This window comes from uncultured Erythrobacter sp., from assembly GCF_947499705.1.
GTDB lineage: Bacteria > Pseudomonadota > Alphaproteobacteria > Sphingomonadales > Sphingomonadaceae > Erythrobacter.
Genome location: NZ_CANMPJ010000002.1, coordinates 640738 through 659016 on the forward strand (window position 1 = coordinate 640738; position 18279 = coordinate 659016).

Annotated in this window: 17 protein-coding genes; 11 read left to right on the forward strand and 6 right to left on the reverse strand. The window is 60.3% G+C overall.

Annotation, left to right across the window (positions count from 1 at the left end; genetic code table 11):
* Window positions 1-94 precede the first annotated feature (94 nt).
* The 6 genes from Q0837_RS16020 (at window position 95) to Q0837_RS16045 (ending at window position 4786) form a co-directional block, all read left to right on the forward strand.
* Entirely contained in the window at window positions 95-295 is a 201-nt protein-coding gene (locus tag Q0837_RS16020) for a hypothetical protein (protein WP_298471082.1), read from the forward strand.
* Entirely contained in the window at window positions 295-1701 is a 1407-nt protein-coding gene (locus tag Q0837_RS16025; protein WP_298471084.1) for a DUF5935 domain-containing protein, read from the forward strand. The genes Q0837_RS16020 and Q0837_RS16025 overlap by 1 nt, the downstream gene beginning before the upstream one ends.
* A 113-nt stretch (window positions 1702-1814) precedes the next feature.
* Entirely contained in the window at window positions 1815-2264 is a 450-nt protein-coding gene (locus tag Q0837_RS16030; RefSeq protein WP_298471086.1) for a MaoC family dehydratase, read from the forward strand.
* Between the two features lie 132 nt (window positions 2265-2396).
* Window positions 2397-3578 (forward strand): acetyl-CoA C-acyltransferase, encoded by a 1182-nt coding sequence (locus Q0837_RS16035; protein WP_298471088.1) that lies wholly within the window; start codon window positions 2397-2399, stop codon window positions 3576-3578.
* A 91-nt stretch (window positions 3579-3669) separates the two neighbouring features.
* Window positions 3670-4272 (forward strand): DUF4126 domain-containing protein, encoded by a 603-nt coding sequence (locus Q0837_RS16040; RefSeq protein WP_298471090.1) that lies wholly within the window; start codon window positions 3670-3672, stop codon window positions 4270-4272.
* Window positions 4273-4279: 7 nt separating this feature from the next.
* On the forward strand, window positions 4280-4786 hold the full coding sequence (locus Q0837_RS16045; RefSeq protein ID WP_298471092.1) for a hypothetical protein: 507 nt from the start codon (window positions 4280-4282) through the stop codon (window positions 4784-4786).
* Window positions 4787-4792: 6 nt separating this feature from the next.
* Here Q0837_RS16045 and Q0837_RS16050 read toward each other — a convergent pair whose 3' ends face one another.
* Window positions 4793-6028: a polyhydroxyalkanoate depolymerase gene (locus Q0837_RS16050; protein WP_298471093.1), complete on the reverse strand. Its 1236-nt coding sequence runs from the start codon at window positions 6026-6028 to the stop codon at window positions 4793-4795.
* Window positions 6029-6215: 187 nt separating this feature from the next.
* On the opposite strand from Q0837_RS16050, the gene Q0837_RS16055 reads away from it, so the two are divergent.
* The 4 genes from Q0837_RS16055 to Q0837_RS16070 all read left to right on the forward strand — a co-directional run bounded on the left by Q0837_RS16055 (window position 6216) and on the right by Q0837_RS16070 (window position 11660).
* Window positions 6216-8042: an ABC transporter transmembrane domain-containing protein gene (locus tag Q0837_RS16055; RefSeq protein ID WP_298471095.1), complete on the forward strand. Its 1827-nt coding sequence runs from the start codon at window positions 6216-6218 to the stop codon at window positions 8040-8042.
* 118 nt (window positions 8043-8160) lie between these two features.
* Window positions 8161-10332: a M13 family metallopeptidase gene (locus tag Q0837_RS16060; RefSeq protein ID WP_298471097.1), complete on the forward strand. Its 2172-nt coding sequence runs from the start codon at window positions 8161-8163 to the stop codon at window positions 10330-10332.
* Between the two features lie 149 nt (window positions 10333-10481).
* Window positions 10482-11327: an undecaprenyl-diphosphate phosphatase gene (locus Q0837_RS16065; RefSeq protein WP_298471099.1), complete on the forward strand. Its 846-nt coding sequence runs from the start codon at window positions 10482-10484 to the stop codon at window positions 11325-11327.
* A gap of 78 nt (window positions 11328-11405) precedes the next feature.
* A complete protein-coding gene (locus Q0837_RS16070) occupies window positions 11406-11660 on the forward strand; it encodes a hypothetical protein (protein ID WP_298471101.1) in 255 nt (84 codons plus the stop codon).
* 15 nt (window positions 11661-11675) lie between these two features.
* Here Q0837_RS16070 and phhA read toward each other — a convergent pair whose 3' ends face one another.
* Window positions 11676-12617 carry a phenylalanine 4-monooxygenase gene (gene phhA, locus Q0837_RS16075; RefSeq protein ID WP_298471103.1) on the reverse strand — a complete coding sequence of 314 codons (942 nt, stop codon included), beginning with the start codon at window positions 12615-12617 and terminating at the stop codon, window positions 11676-11678.
* Between the two features lie 58 nt (window positions 12618-12675).
* On the opposite strand from phhA, the gene ppk2 reads away from it, so the two are divergent.
* Entirely contained in the window at window positions 12676-13452 is a 777-nt protein-coding gene (gene ppk2, locus Q0837_RS16080) for a polyphosphate kinase 2 (protein WP_298471105.1), read from the forward strand.
* A 3-nt stretch (window positions 13453-13455) separates the two neighbouring features.
* Here the strand turns inward: ppk2 and Q0837_RS16085 are convergent, their stop codons facing one another.
* The 4 genes from Q0837_RS16085 to Q0837_RS16100 form a co-directional block, all read right to left on the reverse strand.
* The gene (locus Q0837_RS16085; protein ID WP_298471107.1) at window positions 13456-14391 is read right to left on the reverse strand and encodes a MaoC family dehydratase N-terminal domain-containing protein; all 936 of its coding nucleotides are present in this window, start codon (window positions 14389-14391) and stop codon (window positions 13456-13458) included.
* Window positions 14391-15617 carry an acetyl-CoA C-acetyltransferase gene (locus Q0837_RS16090; protein WP_298471109.1) on the reverse strand — a complete coding sequence of 409 codons (1227 nt, stop codon included), beginning with the start codon at window positions 15615-15617 and terminating at the stop codon, window positions 14391-14393. The genes Q0837_RS16085 and Q0837_RS16090 overlap by 1 nt, the downstream gene beginning before the upstream one ends.
* 90 nt (window positions 15618-15707) lie before the next feature.
* The gene (locus Q0837_RS16095; RefSeq protein ID WP_298471111.1) at window positions 15708-16952 is read right to left on the reverse strand and encodes a CoA transferase; all 1245 of its coding nucleotides are present in this window, start codon (window positions 16950-16952) and stop codon (window positions 15708-15710) included.
* Window positions 16953-17051: 99 nt separating this feature from the next.
* Window positions 17052-18254 carry an acyl-CoA dehydrogenase family protein gene (locus tag Q0837_RS16100; protein WP_298471112.1) on the reverse strand — a complete coding sequence of 401 codons (1203 nt, stop codon included), beginning with the start codon at window positions 18252-18254 and terminating at the stop codon, window positions 17052-17054.
* Window positions 18255-18279 lie beyond the last annotated feature (25 nt).

An 18279-nucleotide genomic window follows, 5' to 3' on the forward strand; every position in this document is an offset into this window, starting at 1 on the left:
TTTGTCTAATGCCCCTGATAGAGCGGGCGACAGCGTCTGCCGGATAGACAGAGCTATGATCGACTATTTCGCCCTCGCCCTAGGACATGGCCTTATGGCCATCGCGCTGTTGCGCCTGGTGTGGCGTGATGGCCTCGATAATGATCCGCTTATTGGCGACATAAGGGACGCGATTGCGCAAAGGCGTAAGGACGCGAGCGTTGCAGGACGCAACGCGCGCCGCCGTGAGGCTGCGCAAGGCGATGAGCCTGTGCGCTCAAGCAGCGTAAGCGGTAGCGCAGAAAAGAAGGCCTGATGCTCGATCTCGCTTTCCTCGCCTTTATCGGCTTTGTCCTGGTGCTCGGATTGCGCCGCCCGTTTCTGTGGGTGCTGCTGTATGTCTATATCGACATCATCGCGCCGCAGCGGATCGGCTATGCGATTATCCAGACTATCCCGGTTTCGTTCATCGCCTTCGGCGCGGCGTTTGGCGGCTGGCTGCTGCTCGATCGCAAGGAAGGCGTTCGCTTCACGCTGCGGCAGGGATTGATTCTGGCGCTGCTGGTCTATTGCTGGTGGACCACGCAGAATGCCGACTTCCCGATCCCTGCCCTGGATAAGTGGGAGTGGGTCTGGAAGGCGCTGCTGTTCGCACTGTTCCTGCCTTTCACACTGACCACGCGTGCGCGGTTGGAAGGTCTCGCACTGATCCTGGTCCTGTCGATTGCGACCATCGTGATCGGAACGGGAATGAAAACCGTGCTGGGCGGCGGCGGCTACGAGAACCTCAAATTCTTCGTCAACGACAATAGCGGCATTTACGAAAGCTCTACGCTGGCGACGGTAGCGATCGCGCTGACGCCGATGGTCTGGTGGTTCACGCGGTTCGGCACGATCTACAAACCGCAATGGCCGGTGACGGTGTTTGCAGTGTTGCTGATCTTCGCCTGCCTGCTGGTGCCGGTGGGGACCGAGGCGCGCACCGGGCTCGTCTGCATCGCTGTGCTCGGCGTGCTGCTGCTGCGTTATATCAAACGGCGTGTGCTGTTCCTCGCAGCCGGTGCCGTCATTGGGATGACTGCGCTGCCATTCCTTCCGCCAAGCTATTATGAGCGTATGGCGACGATTGCCGAGCCGGGTGGCGACGAAAGCGCTTCGACCCGCGTGGCCGTTTGGAATTGGACGCTCGACTACGCGTCCGAAAACCCAATGGGCGGCGGCTTCGATGCCTATCGCGGCAACCGGTTCACCTATGAAATGCCGGTCAAGGAAGAGGTCGGCAACACGACCTCGGTCGAGTTCCGCGAAGTCGTCGATGAAGGCCGCGCCTACCACTCGGCGATCTTCGAACTGCTTGGCGAACAAGGCTATCCGGGCCTCACGATCTGGCTGCTGCTGCATGGTCTGGGCGTGTGGCAGATGGAGCGCGTCCGGCGGCGTTGGAAGGACAAGAGCGACGAAGCCGAGGCATGGATCGCGCCGTTCGCCACCGCGCTTCAGCTGGCGAGCTTCGTCTATATCACCGGAGCCCTGTTTCAGGGGATCGCCTATCAGCCGGTCATGCTGATGATCATCGGATTGCAGATCGGCCTCAATAATTACTGCAAACGGCTCGACTCGCAGCAGGCCAAATTGGAGCAGAGCGATCAGCTTTCTCCGACTGCCGAACGCGCGCGAAAGCGGGCCAGCCGAGCGAATGCACCCAATGCCGTAACGGCATAGCGCTGCCCGATTCTGGGCGATTGCACTCCTCTCTCGCGACTGCCATGTAGCTCCTCGAAATAGCGCCGCGCGGGCGGGATTCCGCACGGCGAAACCGGAAGAGGAGCAGTCCCATGACACCGCAAGAATTGGCCGCAAAGGTCGGCGAGAATATCGGCACCAGCGAATGGGTCGAAATGAGCCAGGAAAAGATCAACATGTTCGCGGATGCGACCGGTGACCACCAGTTCATCCATATCAACGAAGAAGCGGCAAAGATGACGCCATTTGGCGGCACCATCGCACATGGCTTCATGACTCTGTCGATGATCCCGTATCTCTCCGCCAACAGCGACATGCCCAAGATCGACAATGTGAAGATGGGCGTGAATTATGGCGGCAACAAAACGCGTTTCATCAACCCGGTCCGCTCGGGCAAGCGCATTCGCGGTCACTGGAAGCTCGTCGAGATGATCGAAAAGCGTCCCGGCCAATGGCAGCAGACAGCCGAGATCACGATCGAGATCGAAGGCGAGGAAAAGCCTGCCCTGATCTGTGAGTGGATCACGCAGTTCTTCGTCTGAAAAACCCCGCGAGTTCCCGCGGAAACGAAGTTGGCTCAAGGCCTACGCAGGGAACTCCAGAAGCATAGCACCAAGATCGATGAGATCCCCGCCTGCGCGGGGACTCGTATTTAAGGAAAAAGGAATTCCCCCATGTCACGTGACGCAGTCATCGTCTCCACCGCTCGCACGCCGATTGGGCGCGCCTACAAAGGCGGCTTCAACGCTACCCCCGGCGCAACGCTCGGCTCATTCTCCTACAAGGCCGCCGTCGAACGCGCTGGCATCGACGGCGGCGAAGTCGACGATGTCGTGTGGGGCGCGGTCCTCACCCAGGGCACGCAAGCGGGTAATATCGGTCGCCAGGTCGCCCTTCGCGGCGGCGCTCCTGTCTCGGTTCCGGCGCAGACGATCGACCGCCAATGCTCTTCGGGTCTGATGGCAATTGCTACGGCGGCGAAGCAGATCACAGTCGACAATATGGATATCGTCGTCGGTGGCGGTCAGGACTCGATCTCGATGGTCCAGACCCCCGAAATGCGCGTTCAGATGGACCCGTCACTGCTAGCCATGCACAAAGACGTCTATATGCCGATGCTCCAGACCGCTGAAACCGTGGCTGAGCGCTATGGCATCAGCCGCGAAGCGCAGGACGAATACGCGCTGCAATCGCAGATGCGCACCGCAGCCGGTCAGGAAGCGGGCAAATTCGACGACGAAATCGTTCCTGCGACCACCACCATGATGGTCAAGGACAAGGAAACCGGCGAAGTCAGCCAGGTCGAACACACGCTGACCAAGGATGAAGGCAATCGCCCTTCAACCACGCTTGAAGGTCTGCAAGGCCTCCAGCCGGTAATGGGTCCGGGCAAGGTGATCACTGCCGGTAACGCCTCGCAGCTGTCAGACGGTTCTTCGGCAAGCGTGTTGATGGAAGCCAAGATCGCCGAGCAAAAGGGTCTCCAGCCGCTTGGCCGCTATGTCGGCATGGCTGTCGCTGGCACAGAGCCTGACGAAATGGGCATCGGCCCGGTCTATGCTATTCCGAAGCTGCTCAAGCAGACCGGCCTCAAGATGGACGATATCGGCCTGTGGGAACTGAACGAAGCTTTCGCCGTGCAGGTCCTTTATTGCCGCGACAAGCTCGGCATCGACAACGACATTCTCAACGTCAATGGCGGCTCAATCTCGATCGGCCACCCCTACGGCATGACCGGCGCACGCTGCACCGGCCACGCACTGATCGAAGGCAAGCGCCGCGGCGCGAAGTATGTCGTCGTCACCATGTGCGTCGGCGGCGGCATGGGCGCAGCGGGCCTGTTCGAGGTCTTCTAAGCGCAAACATTGCAAGAAATTGAAGAGGGCGGCGCGGGAGCAATCCTGCGCCGCCTTTTTCTTTGCCTTCGTTTCTGGCTAAAGTCCCCTAATGGGGATCATGGAAATCATTGGGATCGCGGGGAGTGTTAGCCTGCTTTCGGGTTGGCGGCTCTATTTGTGCGTCTTCGCAACCGGCCTTGCGATGCGGCTCGATGCGTTGCCGGTGCCAGAGCATCTTTCCAGCCTAGCAGTGCTCGAGAACCCATGGGTTATGGGCATTGCGGCGTTCGGAGCGCTGGCGGAGTTCTTTGCCGACAAGGTGATGTGGCTCGATAGCGCGTGGGACACGATCCATACGCTGGTCCGCCCGGTGGGCGGTGCGCTGCTGGCGCTGGCGATTGTCGACCCGTCCGATCCCGCGATGCAGGTGGTCGCGTTCATGCTGGGCGGCGGCGCGAGTTTCCTCGCGCATGGCGGCAAGGCGAGCGCGCGGGCAGTGGTGAACACGTCGCCGGAACCGGTCAGCAATGTGATGGCTTCCAGCGCGGAGGATGTTGCGACTGTTGGACTGCTGTGGGTGGCCTACGAATATCCGGTGATCGCTGGAGGAATTGCGTTGGTGCTACTTGCTCTTGTGATCGCCCTGCTGATGTGGGCACGCCGAATGATCAAGCGCCTGTTCTTTCGGGCGCCGAAGGTCGAAAGATCGTAGTCGACTTATGACGCAAGAAGAATGGGCGAATTCCAACGACGCTGAAGCTATGCTCGAAGCGCTCTACAGCGAAGAACCGAAATTCTTCGAGCAGCAGGTTAGCCAACTGCATAGGTTTCTGATCGCCTGTTGCTGGAAGCACGCCCATCTGATTCCGCAGCAAGGGCTCAGGGATGGACTAAGGGGAGCTGAAAGATGGATCGTCGGAGAAATCGATGACGAAGAGCTCAATCGATTGAATTGGTACGCCGAGGCGGATGCATTCTTTCTCGACTACGCAAAAGCTCCTGCTGAACTGGATCAGATCAGGAAAATGATAACGGCGATCGGCGAACTCGACGATTTGTCGTTTGACGATGCGAGGGCCTTGTTGCTCGAAGCCGCGTATTTCGCTGAGGGATCAATGATCTATCCGCAAATTCGTCCAGCGCCTTGGTTCGAGCGAGTCTTCACATCGAAGTTTCTTTGCGCGAAACTGTTACGAGAACACGTGAAGCCGCCCCTTACATCCTGATCTGCCTCACCCGTGCGCCGCGATAAACTCCTCGACCACCGGAGCTACCTTGTCGCGCCAGCGGCTGCCGTTGAAGATGCCGTAGTGCCCGGCACCTTCGGCCATGTAGTAGCGCTTTTTCTTCTCTGAGAGTCCGGTTGCGAGCTTGAGTGCAGCCTTGGTCTGGCCCAAGCCTGAAATATCGTCGCGCTCGCCTTCGATGGCCAGCAGCGCGGTATCGGTGATCTGGGTCAGGTCGACGACCTCGCCCTTATGTTCGAACGTGCCGTTGGGGATCGAGTGTTTCTGGAACACTTCCTCGACCGTTTGCAGGTAAAATTCCGCCGTCATGTCGCAAACGCTGCGATATTCGTCGTAGAAATCCTTGGTCGCCTGTGCGCTCGCATCGTCGCCCGTGGTGAGGTGTTTGAACATCTCATAGTGGCTCATCATGTGGCTTTGCAGGTTCATGCTCATGAACGCGGATAGCTGCATGAAGCCGGGGTAAACCTTACGCCCGGCGCCGCGATAATTCATCGGCACGCTGGCGATCACGCTCTGGCGGAACCATTCGATCGGGCGATCCATAGCGTGATTGTTGACCGTGGTCGGGCTTTCACGCGTGTCGATCGGGCCGCCCATCATCGTTAGCGTCGCCGGGGTTGCGGGCGATTTGTGGAGGTTCAACAGCGCGGTCGCGGCATAGGCCGGGACCGAAGGCTGGCACACCGCCATCATATGCGGGCGCTGACCCGGATTGACGCCTTCGATGTACTCCAGGAATTCCATGAGGTAATCGATGTAGTCGTCGAGGTCGAAGCTGCCTTCGTGCAGCGGCACTGTCTTCGCATCGGCCCAATCGGTGATGTAGACTTCGTATTGCTGCAGCATCCGCTCGACCGTGCCGCGCAGCAGCGTGGCATAGTGGCCGCTCATCGGAGCCGCGATCAGTAGTTTCGGGCGGTTGTCGTCGATGCCATCGAGCCGGAAACGCTTCAAATCTCCGAACGGACGGTTGACGACGGTTGCTTCGATAACGGGATAGACCTTGCCGTCGCTCTCAATCTCGGTGATCCCGAAAGCGGGCTTGCCATATTGCGCGGTGGCATGGGCCAACACGTCAAGCGCGTTGGCCGCCATCGGACCGAATCCGGTGTAGCTCATCGGATTGGCGGGATTGGACAGCATATTCGAGCTGATCGACGCCATTGAACTGACGCTGTTGAGCCAGCTGCGCTGGATTTCGTATGCTTGGTAGAGCATTTTGCCCCCTATCTCGATCGGACGTGCGACACAGCATTCGTCCGAATGGCGATCCCCGTTACACTCCAAATGGGCCCTCCAGTGCCATTGTGCAATGCACAATAACCGCTTTGCGGGTGCCTTTCCTTGGGACTGTGCGCTTTTTGCACGTGAAAATGCGGCGTGCTCTCCCTAAGTCAGCGACACGATGAATGGGGTCAGCGACGAAATAAGCGACGAAAAGGCGCTATCGGACGAGAAAAAGCGCCGTTCGCTGGCGCCGCTGCGCATGGTCTATCGCGAAGCGGCCAAATATCCGCGCCAGGTGACGCTGGCGCTGCTCGCTCTGCTCGTGACGGCGGGCGCGACACTGGCCATCCCGGCTGCGATGCAATTGATCGTCGATCGCGGTTTCGGCGATGCGGGTACCAATGGTGTAGAGGGTGCCGGGAATATCGGGCGCTGGTTCCGGTACCTTCTGGTGATCGTCTTCATCATCGGGCTCGGCACAGCGGCGCGGTTCTATTTCGTCAGCTGGATTGGCGAGCGTGTGGTCGCCGACATCCGCCGCAAGGTGCATCGCAATCTGATGCGACTGTCACCGTCCTTCTACGAAGAGAACAGCCCGAAAGAGATATCCAGCCGGATGACGGCCGATACCGCGATCATCGAAACTGTCGTCGGGACGACCGTATCTGTGGCGCTGCGCAACATCTTCCTCGGCATCGGCGGGACGATCTACCTATTCTGGCTGTTGCCCGGCCTGACGATCTGGCTCGCTGTCGGCATTCCAGCCGTGATCCTACCGATCGTCTTCTTCGGTCGCCGCATCCGCACAATCTCACGCGACAATCAGGACCGCGTAGCCGATGTCGGCGCAATGGTGACCGAAGTGCTGTCGGCGATGAAAATCGTCCAGAGCTTCGGACAGCAGGAGCGCGAGGCCGGCCGGTTTGGAGAGGCTGTCGAACGGACGTTCGAGACCGCGCGGCGGCGGATCATCCTGCGCGCCATGATGACGGCGATTATCATCCTTGCGATTTTCGGTTCGATTGTCGCGATCCTGTGGCGCGGTGCGGAAGGCGTCGCAGCGGGCGCGATTACCGGCGGGACGATCCTTTCGTTTATCGTCGGGGCGATGATTGTGGCTGGTGCCTTTGGCGCGCTGACCGAAGTTTATGGCGAGCTCTTGCGCGGGGCCGGGGCTGCAAGCCGCCTTGCGGAACTGCTCGAAGCCGAACCTGAAATCGCCTCACCCTCACGGCCCGAGGCGCTTCCCGTGCCGCCACGCGGCAGCCTGTCATTCCGCAATGTCACCTTCCGCTATCCTGCGCGGCCCGAGACACCGGCGCTCAAGGATTTCAGCCTCGAGATCGAGCCGGGCGAGACGGTAGCAATTGTTGGCCCTTCCGGCGCGGGCAAGTCCACGATCTTCCAACTGGTCGAGCGCTTCTACGATCCGCAGGCTGGCACAATCCGGATGGACGGGGTGCCACTGACCAAGGCTGATCCAGCTGATATTCGCGAGCGGCTCGCGCTGGTCCCGCAAGACGGCGTGCTGTTCAGCGCCAATGCGCGCGACAATCTGCGCTACGGCCAATGGGATGCTTCCGACGAAGAGATTTGGGAAGCGGCCCGCGCGGCCAATGCCGATAGCTTCCTGCGCGATCTGCCGGATGGCCTGGGTACGTATCTGGGTGAAGGCGGCACGCAATTGTCGGGCGGTCAGCGGCAGCGCGTTGCAATTGCGCGCGCTCTTCTGCGTGACGCACCGATCCTGCTGCTTGATGAGGCGACCAGCGCGCTTGATGCGGAAAGCGAACAGCTGGTGCAGCAAGCACTCGATCAATTGATGGCGCAGCGCACGACACTGGTGATCGCCCACCGCCTTGCCACCGTACGCAAGGCGGATCGGATCATCGTGCTGGATGGCGGCGAAGTGGTCGAACAAGGCGCGCACGAGCAGCTGTCGGCGCAGGGAGGGCTCTACGCCCGCCTCGCGAATCTGCAGTTCGCCGCCAGCGCCGCCGCCTAGGCAGCCCTTTTTTCGATCAATCGCGCGTCCCATCGGACGAGCGTCGACACTGCGCTAGCACCGCGCCTAAACAGATCCTTTCAGGCACATCCGAAATGCCAACCGGGGACATGCAACCATGATCAACAAATCCACCCTTCTGTGCGCCGGTGTCGCCGCGCTCGCACTTCAAACACCCGCGCTCGCCGATGATGCTCGAGCGCCGCATATCGACACGTTGCTGGAAGAGGCCGAAGCCGATGCAGCGGAAACAGCCAGTCCGACCATGGACTTTGGCGCTTGGGGCGTTGGCCTCGATCTGATCGATCAGAATGTCGATCCCGGCGACGATTTCAACGCCTTCGTCAACGGCAAGTGGATCGCAGGCAATGAGATCCCGGCCGACCGTCAGCGCTTTGGCGCGTTCGACATGCTGCGCGAAGGCGCTACCCGCGACGTGCGTTCGCTGGTGGAAACACTGGTGGCCTCTAACCCAGAGCCTGGCACGCAGGCACGCCGGATTGTCGACGCGTACAACGCTTTCATGGACGTTGAAGCCATCGACGCAAATGGTCTGACCCGCGCTCAGCCTTACCTCCAGGAGGTTTACGGCGCGTCCGATCTCACGGCATTGGCCACCTTGTTCGGCAAGCCGGGCTTTCCTTCGCTGGTGAGCGCCGGGGTGACCATCGATGCGCGCAACCCCACCCAATATGTCGTCGGCCTCGGCTTTGATGGAATGGGCCTGCCCGACCGCGATTATTATCTCGTTGATTCCGAAACCAACCTCGAAATTCGGGCGAAGTACAAAGACTATCTCGCCACGGTATTGAGTGCGGCGGGCTATGCCGATCCAGGCGCGGCTGCCGAGGCCGTCTATGCCTTTGAGCACAAGGTTGCGGAGCTTGAATGGGCGCGCCAGATCTTCCGCAAACCGACACTGACCTATAACGAGCTTTCGCCTGAAGATCTGGCGAAGATTGCGGGCGATTTCCCCATCGACGCATTGCTCGAATCGGCACAATTGGCTGGCCAGACGCGGTTCCTCGCATCGCAAATTCCGCCGACCGAAGAAGAAATCGAAGAAGCAGGTTTGACACCTGATCAGGTTGCGATGATCGGCGGCGGGCTCCCGGCGATGATGCAATTGCTGAACGATACACCGCTGGCGACAATCAAGGCCTACATGGCGAAAAGCATGCTTTCGTCCAACGCAGCCGTAATTTCGAGCGAGTTGGATAAGGCAAACTTCGAGTTCTACGGCAAGACCATCAGCGGCCGTGAAGAGCAGCAGGCGCGGTGGAAGCGCGCGATCAGCGAAGTCGAAGGGGCAATCGGCGAGCAACTCGGCGCGCTTTATGTCGAGAAATACTTCCCGCCCGAAAGCAAGGCGCGGATGGATGAGCTGGTCGCCAACCTCAGTCGTTCAATGAACGAAGCGCTCGACAAGAATGAATGGATGACCGAGGCGACGATCGCCGAGGCACGGGCCAAGCTCAACGGCTTCGTGCCAATGATTGGCTATCCAGACGAGTTCAAGACCTATGACGGTCTGGAAATCTCCGCGACCGATCCAATTGCCAATCGATTGGCCACCGCGCGCTGGAATGATGAAGACAACCGTTCGCGCCTCGGCACCGAAGTCGACCCGAGCGAATGGGGCATGTTCCCGCAAACGGTGAACGCTTACTATTCGCCGCTCACCAATCGGATCGTCTTCCCTGCGGCGATCCTGCAGCCGCCATTCTTCAACGCCAGCGCCGATCCGGCGGTCAATTATGGCGGTATCGGAGCGGTGATCGGCCACGAAATTGGCCATGGCTATGATGATCAAGGCTCGCAATTCGACGCGACCGGCACCTTGCGCAATTGGTGGCAGGACGAAGACCGGGAAGGCTTCGTCAAGTTCACTGAGAAGATGGGCGAGTTCATCAAATCCTATTGCCCGGTTGAAAGTTCCAACGGTCCGGAATGCCTGCGTCCCGGTCAATCGATGGGCGAAACGCTCGGCGATGTTGTCGGCCTGCAAATGGCCTACCGCGCGTACCGCATGTCGCTGAACGGTGAAGAGCCGCCGGTGATTGATGGCCTGACCGGCGATCAGCGCTTCTTCATGGGCTACGCGCAAGTCTGGCGCGGGATGGAGCGCGAAGAAAGCCTGCGCAACCGCGTGATGACCGCGAACCACCCGCCGAGCGAGTTTCGCCTCAACAATTCCGTCCGTCATATCGACGCGTGGTATGAAGCATTCGGCGTGACCGAAGACGATGCGCTGTATCTGCCGCCCGAAGAGCGGGTGAAGATCTGGTGATTGCGCCCAGTTGCCCACCCCGCTGCGACTAACACTCGACTTCGTCTCGTGAAGTCTCGCTCCCCTCCCGCTTGCGGGAGGGGCTGGGGGTGGGTAATGGCCCCGGCAGCGTGTCACTTACGCGCGTCGCACAAGGCTCATTTCCCTAAATGACATTCCTCCAACTGTTGATCATTGCGGTCGTTCAGGGGATCACCGAGTTCCTGCCGATTTCATCGTCGGGACATTTGATCCTGATCCCGACCTTCACCGACTTTCCCGATCAGGGCCCGCTGATCGATGTGGCGGTGCATGTCGGGTCGCTGCTCGCGATCATCGTCTATTTCTTCAAAGACGTGGTTGTTCTCGCGCGCGGCGGGTTTGCCAGCATCGGGATTGGTAAGGCTCCGTCCGAACGGCGCCTGTTCTGGTGGATCGTGCTGGGGACGATCCCGGCGGTCGCGTTTGGACTGTCGATCAAGCTCGGCCTGTTCAACGGCATTGCCGAGAGCGTGTTCGGCGTCACCATTGTCGACGACGATCTGATGTCTTCGATCCGCTTTACTGACCTGATCGCTTTCAATCTGATCGTCTACGGCCTGCTGCTTGGTATCGCCGACTGGCTCGGCAAGGAAATCAAGAACTTCGAAGACATGACATGGCGAGACGGATTGCTGGTCGGCCTCGCACAGGCGCTGGCGATCATCCCCGGGACAAGCCGGTCGGGCGTCACGATGACGGCTGCACGGGCGCTCGGGTACAAGCGGGTGGAAGCTGCGCGTTTCTCATTCCTGCTGTCGATCCCTGCGGTTGCCGGTGCAGGCGTGCTGATTGTGCCGGAGATTTTCGAAGCAGGGGCAGGCCTAGCGCTTGACGCGCTGATCGCCGGGGTGCTGACGTTTATCTCGGCGTTCTTGACGATGGCGTTTCTGATGAACTTCCTGAAACGCGCCTCGATGCTGGTGTTCGTGATCTACCGCGTCGCGATGGGCTGCGCGCTGTTTTACTTTTTCTGAATCGCGGCATTTGTGATCCGCGCAGGAACCAACCTGCCCGCTTGCGGATTATGCATGTGAAGGAGCTGGAAACTCACAATGGCGTTGATGGTGTTGATCGTACTGGGAGCATTGCTTGGCTGGATGGCCTCGATCCTTGCGCGCACCGAGGAGCCGGGTGAGATCCTGCGCCAAATGGGGCTGAGCCTGCTCGCCGCGTTGATCGCCGGTCTGATTGCGAACCAAGGGACCGTGCTCGGCGGACTGTCGCTGATCGCGCTTGGCGCCGCCTGCGCCGCAGCGCTGGTAGTGCTGGTCCTGTATCACGCCGTCTTGCGCAAAAGCGAAGCTTAGAGCCTCAATCCGGCCCTAAACGGGTTCCGCATTGCTCCCGCGCCCACCGCGCAGGTGATATTCCTGCGTCCCGCGGTTCACGACATAATCGACATCGATGACCGCGCTGTTCGCATAGGTGAATCCCGGCGCCAGATTTTTATATAGTCGGTCGAAATCCCGCTCGACCGTCTGGCGAAAGAGATCATCGAAACTCTCGATCACGAAATAGGTCGGTTGCAGATCGCTGATGACGTAGTCGGTGCGCATCACCCGGTCGACCGCCAGCATGATGCGGTTGGGGCTCTTGGCTTCGACTGCGAACACCGCTTCAGTGGGGCCGGACAGGATGCCTGCGCCATAGGCCCGAATGTCTCCCGGAGCCTCCTCGATCAGACCAAACTCGACCGTGTACCAATAGAGCGAACCCAGGGACTTCAGCCGGTTGTAGCGCATCGCCTTCCACCCGGCGCGGCCATATTCCTGCATGTAATCGGCATAGACCGGGTCGGTCAGCATCGGGACATGGCCGAACACGTCATGGAAGACGTCAGGCTCCTGAATGTAATCGAACGTCTCGCGCGTGCGGATAAAATTGCCCGCTGGGAAGCGCCGATTGGCCAAGTGCCAGAAGAACACGTGATCCGGGATCAGCATCGGCACCGGCACCACGCTCCACCCGGTTAGCGTATCCAATTCCTCGCTCAGGCGGCCAAATTCCGGGATGCCGCCGCGCGACAGGTCGAGCTTTTCAAGGCCAGCCATAAACGCGCTCGCCGCGCGTCCGGGCAGGACCTGCATCTGGCGTGAAAACAGGTCGTCCCACACCGCGTGATCGTCGCTCGAATAATCGGTCTGCGCTGGCTCAAGCCAATCGTTGCCCAGATGCGGAGGCTTGGCCAAAGGCGCAGTGAACACATCCTCCGGAAGCTCCGGCAGGACGGTAAAATCGGTTTCAGGGTCAGCAAGTGTAGCCATAACGTTGCATTTGATACTACCACTGCGGTGAAACAAGAACAAACACGAAGGAAACCCTATGGCGCTGAAGGGCAAGGATTACCGCAAGCTGCTGGAACCGATGACCGAGGAGCTGGTCGGTATGGCGCGCTGGGCGCGGGCCACCGGCGCGCGTGTTGTAGTGCTGTTTGAAGGACGCGACACGGCGGGCAAAGGCGGCGCAATTCGCGCGGTGCGCGACAAGCTCAATCCGCGCCAATGTCGCACCGTGGCACTTGGCAAGTCGACCGATGACGAGCGCGGTCAGTGGTACTTCCAGCGCTACATCCAGCACCTGCCCACCAAGGGCGAAATCGTGCTGTTCGACCGTTCGTGGTACAACCGCGCGGGCGTCGAGAAAGTGATGGGTTTTGCGGATGAGGATCAGGTCGACCAATTTCTCGAACAGGTTCCGGTGTTTGAAAAGCTACTGACCGATGATGGTATCCTGCTGTTCAAATACTGGCTGACAACCGATCAGGAGCAGCAGGAAGAGCGGCTTGCTGAACGGCTGGAAGACCCGCTCAAACGCTGGAAACTCTCGCCCATCGATCTGGCCGCGCGCGAGCAATATGACGCCTATACCGAAGCGCGCGAGGCGATGTTGAAGGCAACGCATCTTGAGAATGCACCGTGGACGCTGGTGGATTTCAACGATCAGAAGCGCGGTCGACTGACCTTGATCCGGCACTTGCTTGATCATCTGCCAGACACGCATGTCGAGCCGCCAGCAATCGAGTTTCCGGAGCTGGGACGCAAGCCGAAGACGGAAAGCTATGATGTCTTGGAGCCGATCAAGGACTATCCGGTCGACTAGCGATTAGACCGAGGCGCTGGCCTTCATCACGTGCCGCCCATCGTCGGCAAACGCACCCAACTCGAAGCCATCCTCACTTTGCCGCATCACGAGATGCAGAGGTTCGCCGGCGATGGCGGGTGACATTCCGCGAAATGCGAAGGTGCTTAGCTTGTTCTCGCCGAGCTCACTGGCAGCAAGCTGCAACAGTAGGCTGGCCGTCAAAGGCCCGTGCACAACCAGACCGCGATAGCGTTCAATACGCTCCGCATAGGGCGCGTCATAGTGGATGCGGTGCGTGTTAAAGGTCAGGGCCGAATAGCGGAACAGCAGGCGCGGATCTGGGGTGAGCGTCCTGCTGGTCGCCCACTCAGATGGATCGAAGGCACCGTCACCTGCCGAGGATGGGCTGAGCGGTGCATCCGCCGCAGCGGCATCGCGATAGACCAGCGTCTGCGTTTCCCGCACCGCGAGCGCACCGTCGGCGCTGGTTTCGTGTTCGACATTCACAAAGGCCAGCTTGCCGCTTGACCCTTCCTTCTCGCTGATCGACGCGATCCGGCTGGTGCGCGCGATCGTCGCTCCAATCGCTAAAGGAGCAACGAACTGAATTGTGCTCGACGCCCACATGCGCCGAGGCATGGGAAAGGGTGGCAGGAAGCTTTCAGCGCTGTCATCGCGCGCCGGGTGGCCATCTTCGCCCAGGTTATCTGTGGGCGCGTCAGGAGTGCAGAGCGCAAAATGAATGCCCTGCGGCATTTCTCTCTGCGTCCCCGGCCGCCCTCTCCCTCCACCCTTCCACCCGGATTGTGTCCCGGTAGGCTCCGGGTGGAAGGGTGGAGGGAGCGGGCGGCTTGGCCTGTCCAGATCGAACGTCGCCAACCAGCGCTCGGCATGCGCTTCGTCGAGCCGGTCGGTGGAGGTTTGCAGGCGTCCGATCCAGGCTTCGAACTCGCTCATCACACGGCCCGCTCGAACACCGCTGCGATGCCTTGCCCGCCGCCGATACACATGGTTTCAAGACCGTAACGCACCTCGCGGCGATGCATTTCATGCGCCATATCGGCAAGGATGCGTCCGCCGGTCGCACCGATGGGATGGCCAAGCGAGATGCCCGATCCATTGACGTTGAGGATTTCGCGGCGAGAATCGTCATCGCTCCAACCCCAGCCTTTGAGTACCGCGAGGACTTGGGGCGCGAAGGCTTCGTTGAGCTCGACCAGGTCGATATCTTCCCAGCTGTAGCCGCGTCGCTCGAACAGGCGCTCTACCGCTGGCACCGGTCCGATCCCCATTCGCGAAGGATCGCAGCCCGCTGCCGCCCAGCCGCCGAACCACAGCATGGGTTCTAGGCCCAGCTCCTCAAGCTTGTCTTCAGCCACAACGAGACACGCCGCTGCTGCATCATTCTGTTGGCTGGCATTGCCTGCTGTGACGATGGCATCGGGATCGCGTTTAGTATCAAGCGCGCGCAGCTTGCCGAGCGTTTCCATTGAGGCGTCTGCGCGGAAACCCTCGTCCATGGTAAAGGTCACCGGATCACCGCGGCGCTGCGGCACTTCAACCGGCACCAATTGCTCGTCGAACTTGCCTGCATCCCAAGCGGCGGCCGCATTCTGGTGCGAACGGACCGCATACGCGTCAGCCTCTTCGCGCGAAATTTCGTAGTCCTTGGCAAGGTTCTCGGCGGTTTCGATCATGCCGGTGATCACGCCGAAGCGCTCAATCGGCTGGCTCATCAAGCGTCCGCGCGACAGGCGATCGTGGAGCGTGATATCGCCCATGCGCGCTCCTCCGCGCCCTTGCAAAGTGTAGTGCTCGACATTCGACATGCTCTCACACCCGCCCGCAACCACGACATCGGCCATGCCGGTCTCGACCATCATTGCAGCATTGGCGACGGCTTGGAGGCCTGACCCACACCGCCGATCCAGTTGGTAGCCGGGCACTTCGAGCGGTAGGCCAGCGGCGAGCCAGCTCCAGTGACCAATCGCGGGGGCCTCCGCGTTGCCATAGCCCTGCGAGAAGACGACATCGTCGACGCGCGCAGGATCGATCCCACTGCGCTCGATCAGCGCTTTCAGGATGACTGCGCCGAGTTCCCCGGCATTCATGCTCGACAACCCGCCGAGGAATTTGCCGACCGGTGTGCGGAGGGGTGAGACGATCGCTGCTCTTCTGGTCATTACAAATATCTCCTGACTCGCTCGTGCTGAGCTTGTCGAAGTGCGAGCATGGCGGGCGCTCACCCTTCGACAGGCTCAGGATGAGCGGTTCTAATGTCTGTCCTTGTCACTCAAAGCCACCGTCCCGGCATCCACCAGCTTGCCAATCGCACCGCTCGAAAGACCAAGGCGTTCAGCCAATACCTCCTCGGAATGCTGGCCGAGATAGGGCGCAGGTGCCGGATTGCCCGGTTCCTGTGCGGGTAGGTTCGCGAAGCTTCGGGTGGCGGGATACTCAAACCCGCTCGGATTGGCAGGCGACGGGCCGAATAGCGGATTGTCAGCCACGAGCGCCGGGTCGTTCGCCGCTTCGTGAGCGGTACGGTATTTCTCGAAAGTGCATCCTTCGGCGCTCATGCGGGCCTCGAGCGCGGCATAATCGTGGCTGGATGCGACGGTCTGGAATATATCGAACAAAGCGTGGCGATGCTTGAACCGCGGATCATCACCATCCGCAAATCTGACCCCGACTTCTGATTCAAGTTTGCTGATCGGAGTTTTCACGCCGAAGGCTTCGACTAGTCCCGCCCATTGCTTGGCGGTGAGCGCCGCGACCATGAAGCGCACACCGTCCTTGCTGCGGAAATCGCGCCCGAATGCTCCCCAGATCGCATTGCCGAGCCGCTCGCGGTCGGAATCGCGATAGAGCATTTCGGCCATCATGCCCGAATTTGCGACAGTGCCAATCGCCACATCGCCCAGCGGAACACGCATTTCGCTGCCCTCGCCAGAAGCGTCTCGGTGACGCAGAGCGGCGAGCAGGGCGAAGGCGCAATAAGCACCGGTGATGAAATCCCAAGCCGGAAGCACCTGATTAACCGGCGGCGCGGTCTTCATGTCCCAATCGTCCGGCCCGGTCATCAGCGGATAGCCGGAGGCAGCGTTGACGGTGAAATCCATCGCCTGCCGTCCGTCATGCCAGCCCATGATCCGCACCGACGTCATATCGGGTGCGCCTTCAGGCTGGGCCGCCTTCATCGCGGCATGGCTGAGAAAGCTCTTCTCCGGCAGGTTGGTGATGCACTGCCCAGTCTTCGCTGCCAGCTCGACGCACAATTCGCGCCCTTCGCCGCTCCGCAAATCGAGCGCCACCGATTTCTTCGCGCGGTTGAGGTTTTCCCAGCTGAGTGAACGACCTTCCTTTGTCAGCATGTAACGGTCGTAGTCGAGCCCGCCTGCCTTGTGGTCGACGCGGATCACCTCCGCACCCATCTGCGCGCAATACAGGCCTGCCGTGGGAGAGGCTACGAAGCTGGAGACTTCGATGATGCTGAGGTCGTTGAGTAAATTGTACATATGGTGCTTGGCCCACCCCCAACCCCTCCCGCAGGCGGGAGGGGAGCGAGACTTGCCAGCTTGCTGGCTAGTCGCAGCGAGGTGGGCGTAGTGCCCTCCCTAACCGTTCAACTTTTCCCATTCGCGCAGCATATGCTTGGCGATCTGGAGTTGCAGGATCTGCGTGGTGCCTTCGTAAATGCGATAGATCCGCGCATCGCGATAGAACCGCTCGGCATCGTATTCGGCAAGATAGCCTGCGCCGCCATAGATCTGCACCACGCGGTCGACCACGCGGCCGCACATCTCGCTGGCGAAGACCTTGAACGCTGCGGCCTTGGTGATGATGTTCTCGCCGCGATCCGCGCGCGCGGTCACATCGCGCATCATGCATTCGGCCGCGTAGATCTCGGTCTCGCTGTCGGCCAGCATCGCTTGGATCAGTTGAAACCGCGCAATCGGTTCGCCAAACGCCTTGCGCTCATTGGCGTAGCGCAGCGCGCTGTCGAGCGCGCGGCGGGCATAGGCGGTCGCCGCTGCGCCGACGGAAATGCGGCCATTGTCGAGGCTCTGCATCGCGAAACGAAAACCCTTGCCGGTTTCGCCGCCAAGCAACGCGTCGCCCGGAACTTTCACATCGTCGAGCATGATGTCGGAAATGTGCGAGCCGGACTGGCCCATTTTCTTGTCGGGCGATCCGGTCGAAACGCCCGGTGAATTCATCGGCACCAGAAACGCGCTGACATGCGCGTTCTTGGGCAGCGCGTCCTTTTCAGTCCGCGCCATGATCAGCGCGACATCGGCGTGCGGCGCGTTGGTGATGTAGCGCTTGGTGCCGTTCAGTACCCATCCGTTCCCGTCTGGATCGGGAGTCGCGGTGGTCGCCATCGCCGCGCTGTCGCTGCCCGAACCTGGCTCGGTAAGGCCGAAACAGGCAATCTTGCCTTCGACCAGCTTGGGATACCATTCGGCGCGCTGTTCTTCGGTTGCGCCGTTCTTCAGGGCGCTCGCAAACATTCCGATATTGATCGAGAAGATCGAGCGAAACGCCGGCGCGGCGTAGCTCATCATGTTGACCACGCGGGCATATTGCGAGGTGTTCAGACCAGCCCCACCATACTCTTCCGGCACGGAAATCCCGAACAGGCCCATATCGCGCATTTCCTGCACGATTTCGGGCGGAATAGCGTCATTTTCGATCACGTCTGGCTCTGCCGGGATCAGCCGCTCTTTGACATAGCGCTCTAGCTGCTCGGCGAATTGTTCGAAGGTGTCTGGATCCATTCCCTGATTAAACTGACTGGAATCCGCAGGGGCGTTCATTGGGGGTGATCCTCTCGTGTGGCGA

Coding starts and splice junctions, on each gene's coding strand:
- Q0837_RS16050 (WP_298471093.1), bottom strand. CDS start 6,028: ATGCTCTACCAAGCATACGAAATCCAGCGCAGCTGGCTCAACAGCGTC.
- Q0837_RS16085 (WP_298471107.1), bottom strand. CDS start 14,391: ATGAGCGAGTTCGAAGCCTGGATCGGACGCCTGCAAACCTCCACCGAC.
- Q0837_RS16040 (WP_298471090.1), top strand. CDS start 3,670: ATGGGGATCATGGAAATCATTGGGATCGCGGGGAGTGTTAGCCTGCTT.
- Q0837_RS16035 (WP_298471088.1), top strand. CDS start 2,397: ATGTCACGTGACGCAGTCATCGTCTCCACCGCTCGCACGCCGATTGGG.
- Q0837_RS16100 (WP_298471112.1), bottom strand. CDS start 18,254: ATGAACGCCCCTGCGGATTCCAGTCAGTTTAATCAGGGAATGGATCCA.
- ppk2 (WP_298471105.1), top strand. CDS start 12,676: ATGGCGCTGAAGGGCAAGGATTACCGCAAGCTGCTGGAACCGATGACC.
- Q0837_RS16065 (WP_298471099.1), top strand. CDS start 10,482: ATGACATTCCTCCAACTGTTGATCATTGCGGTCGTTCAGGGGATCACC.
- Q0837_RS16025 (WP_298471084.1), top strand. CDS start 295: ATGCTCGATCTCGCTTTCCTCGCCTTTATCGGCTTTGTCCTGGTGCTC.
- Q0837_RS16030 (WP_298471086.1), top strand. CDS start 1,815: ATGACACCGCAAGAATTGGCCGCAAAGGTCGGCGAGAATATCGGCACC.
- Q0837_RS16020 (WP_298471082.1), top strand. CDS start 95: ATGGCCATCGCGCTGTTGCGCCTGGTGTGGCGTGATGGCCTCGATAAT.
- Q0837_RS16090 (WP_298471109.1), bottom strand. CDS start 15,617: ATGACCAGAAGAGCAGCGATCGTCTCACCCCTCCGCACACCGGTCGGC.
- Q0837_RS16070 (WP_298471101.1), top strand. CDS start 11,406: ATGGCGTTGATGGTGTTGATCGTACTGGGAGCATTGCTTGGCTGGATG.
- Q0837_RS16060 (WP_298471097.1), top strand. CDS start 8,161: ATGATCAACAAATCCACCCTTCTGTGCGCCGGTGTCGCCGCGCTCGCA.
- Q0837_RS16055 (WP_298471095.1), top strand. CDS start 6,216: ATGAATGGGGTCAGCGACGAAATAAGCGACGAAAAGGCGCTATCGGAC.
- Q0837_RS16045 (WP_298471092.1), top strand. CDS start 4,280: ATGACGCAAGAAGAATGGGCGAATTCCAACGACGCTGAAGCTATGCTC.
- phhA (WP_298471103.1), bottom strand. CDS start 12,617: ATGGCTACACTTGCTGACCCTGAAACCGATTTTACCGTCCTGCCGGAG.
- Q0837_RS16095 (WP_298471111.1), bottom strand. CDS start 16,952: ATGTACAATTTACTCAACGACCTCAGCATCATCGAAGTCTCCAGCTTC.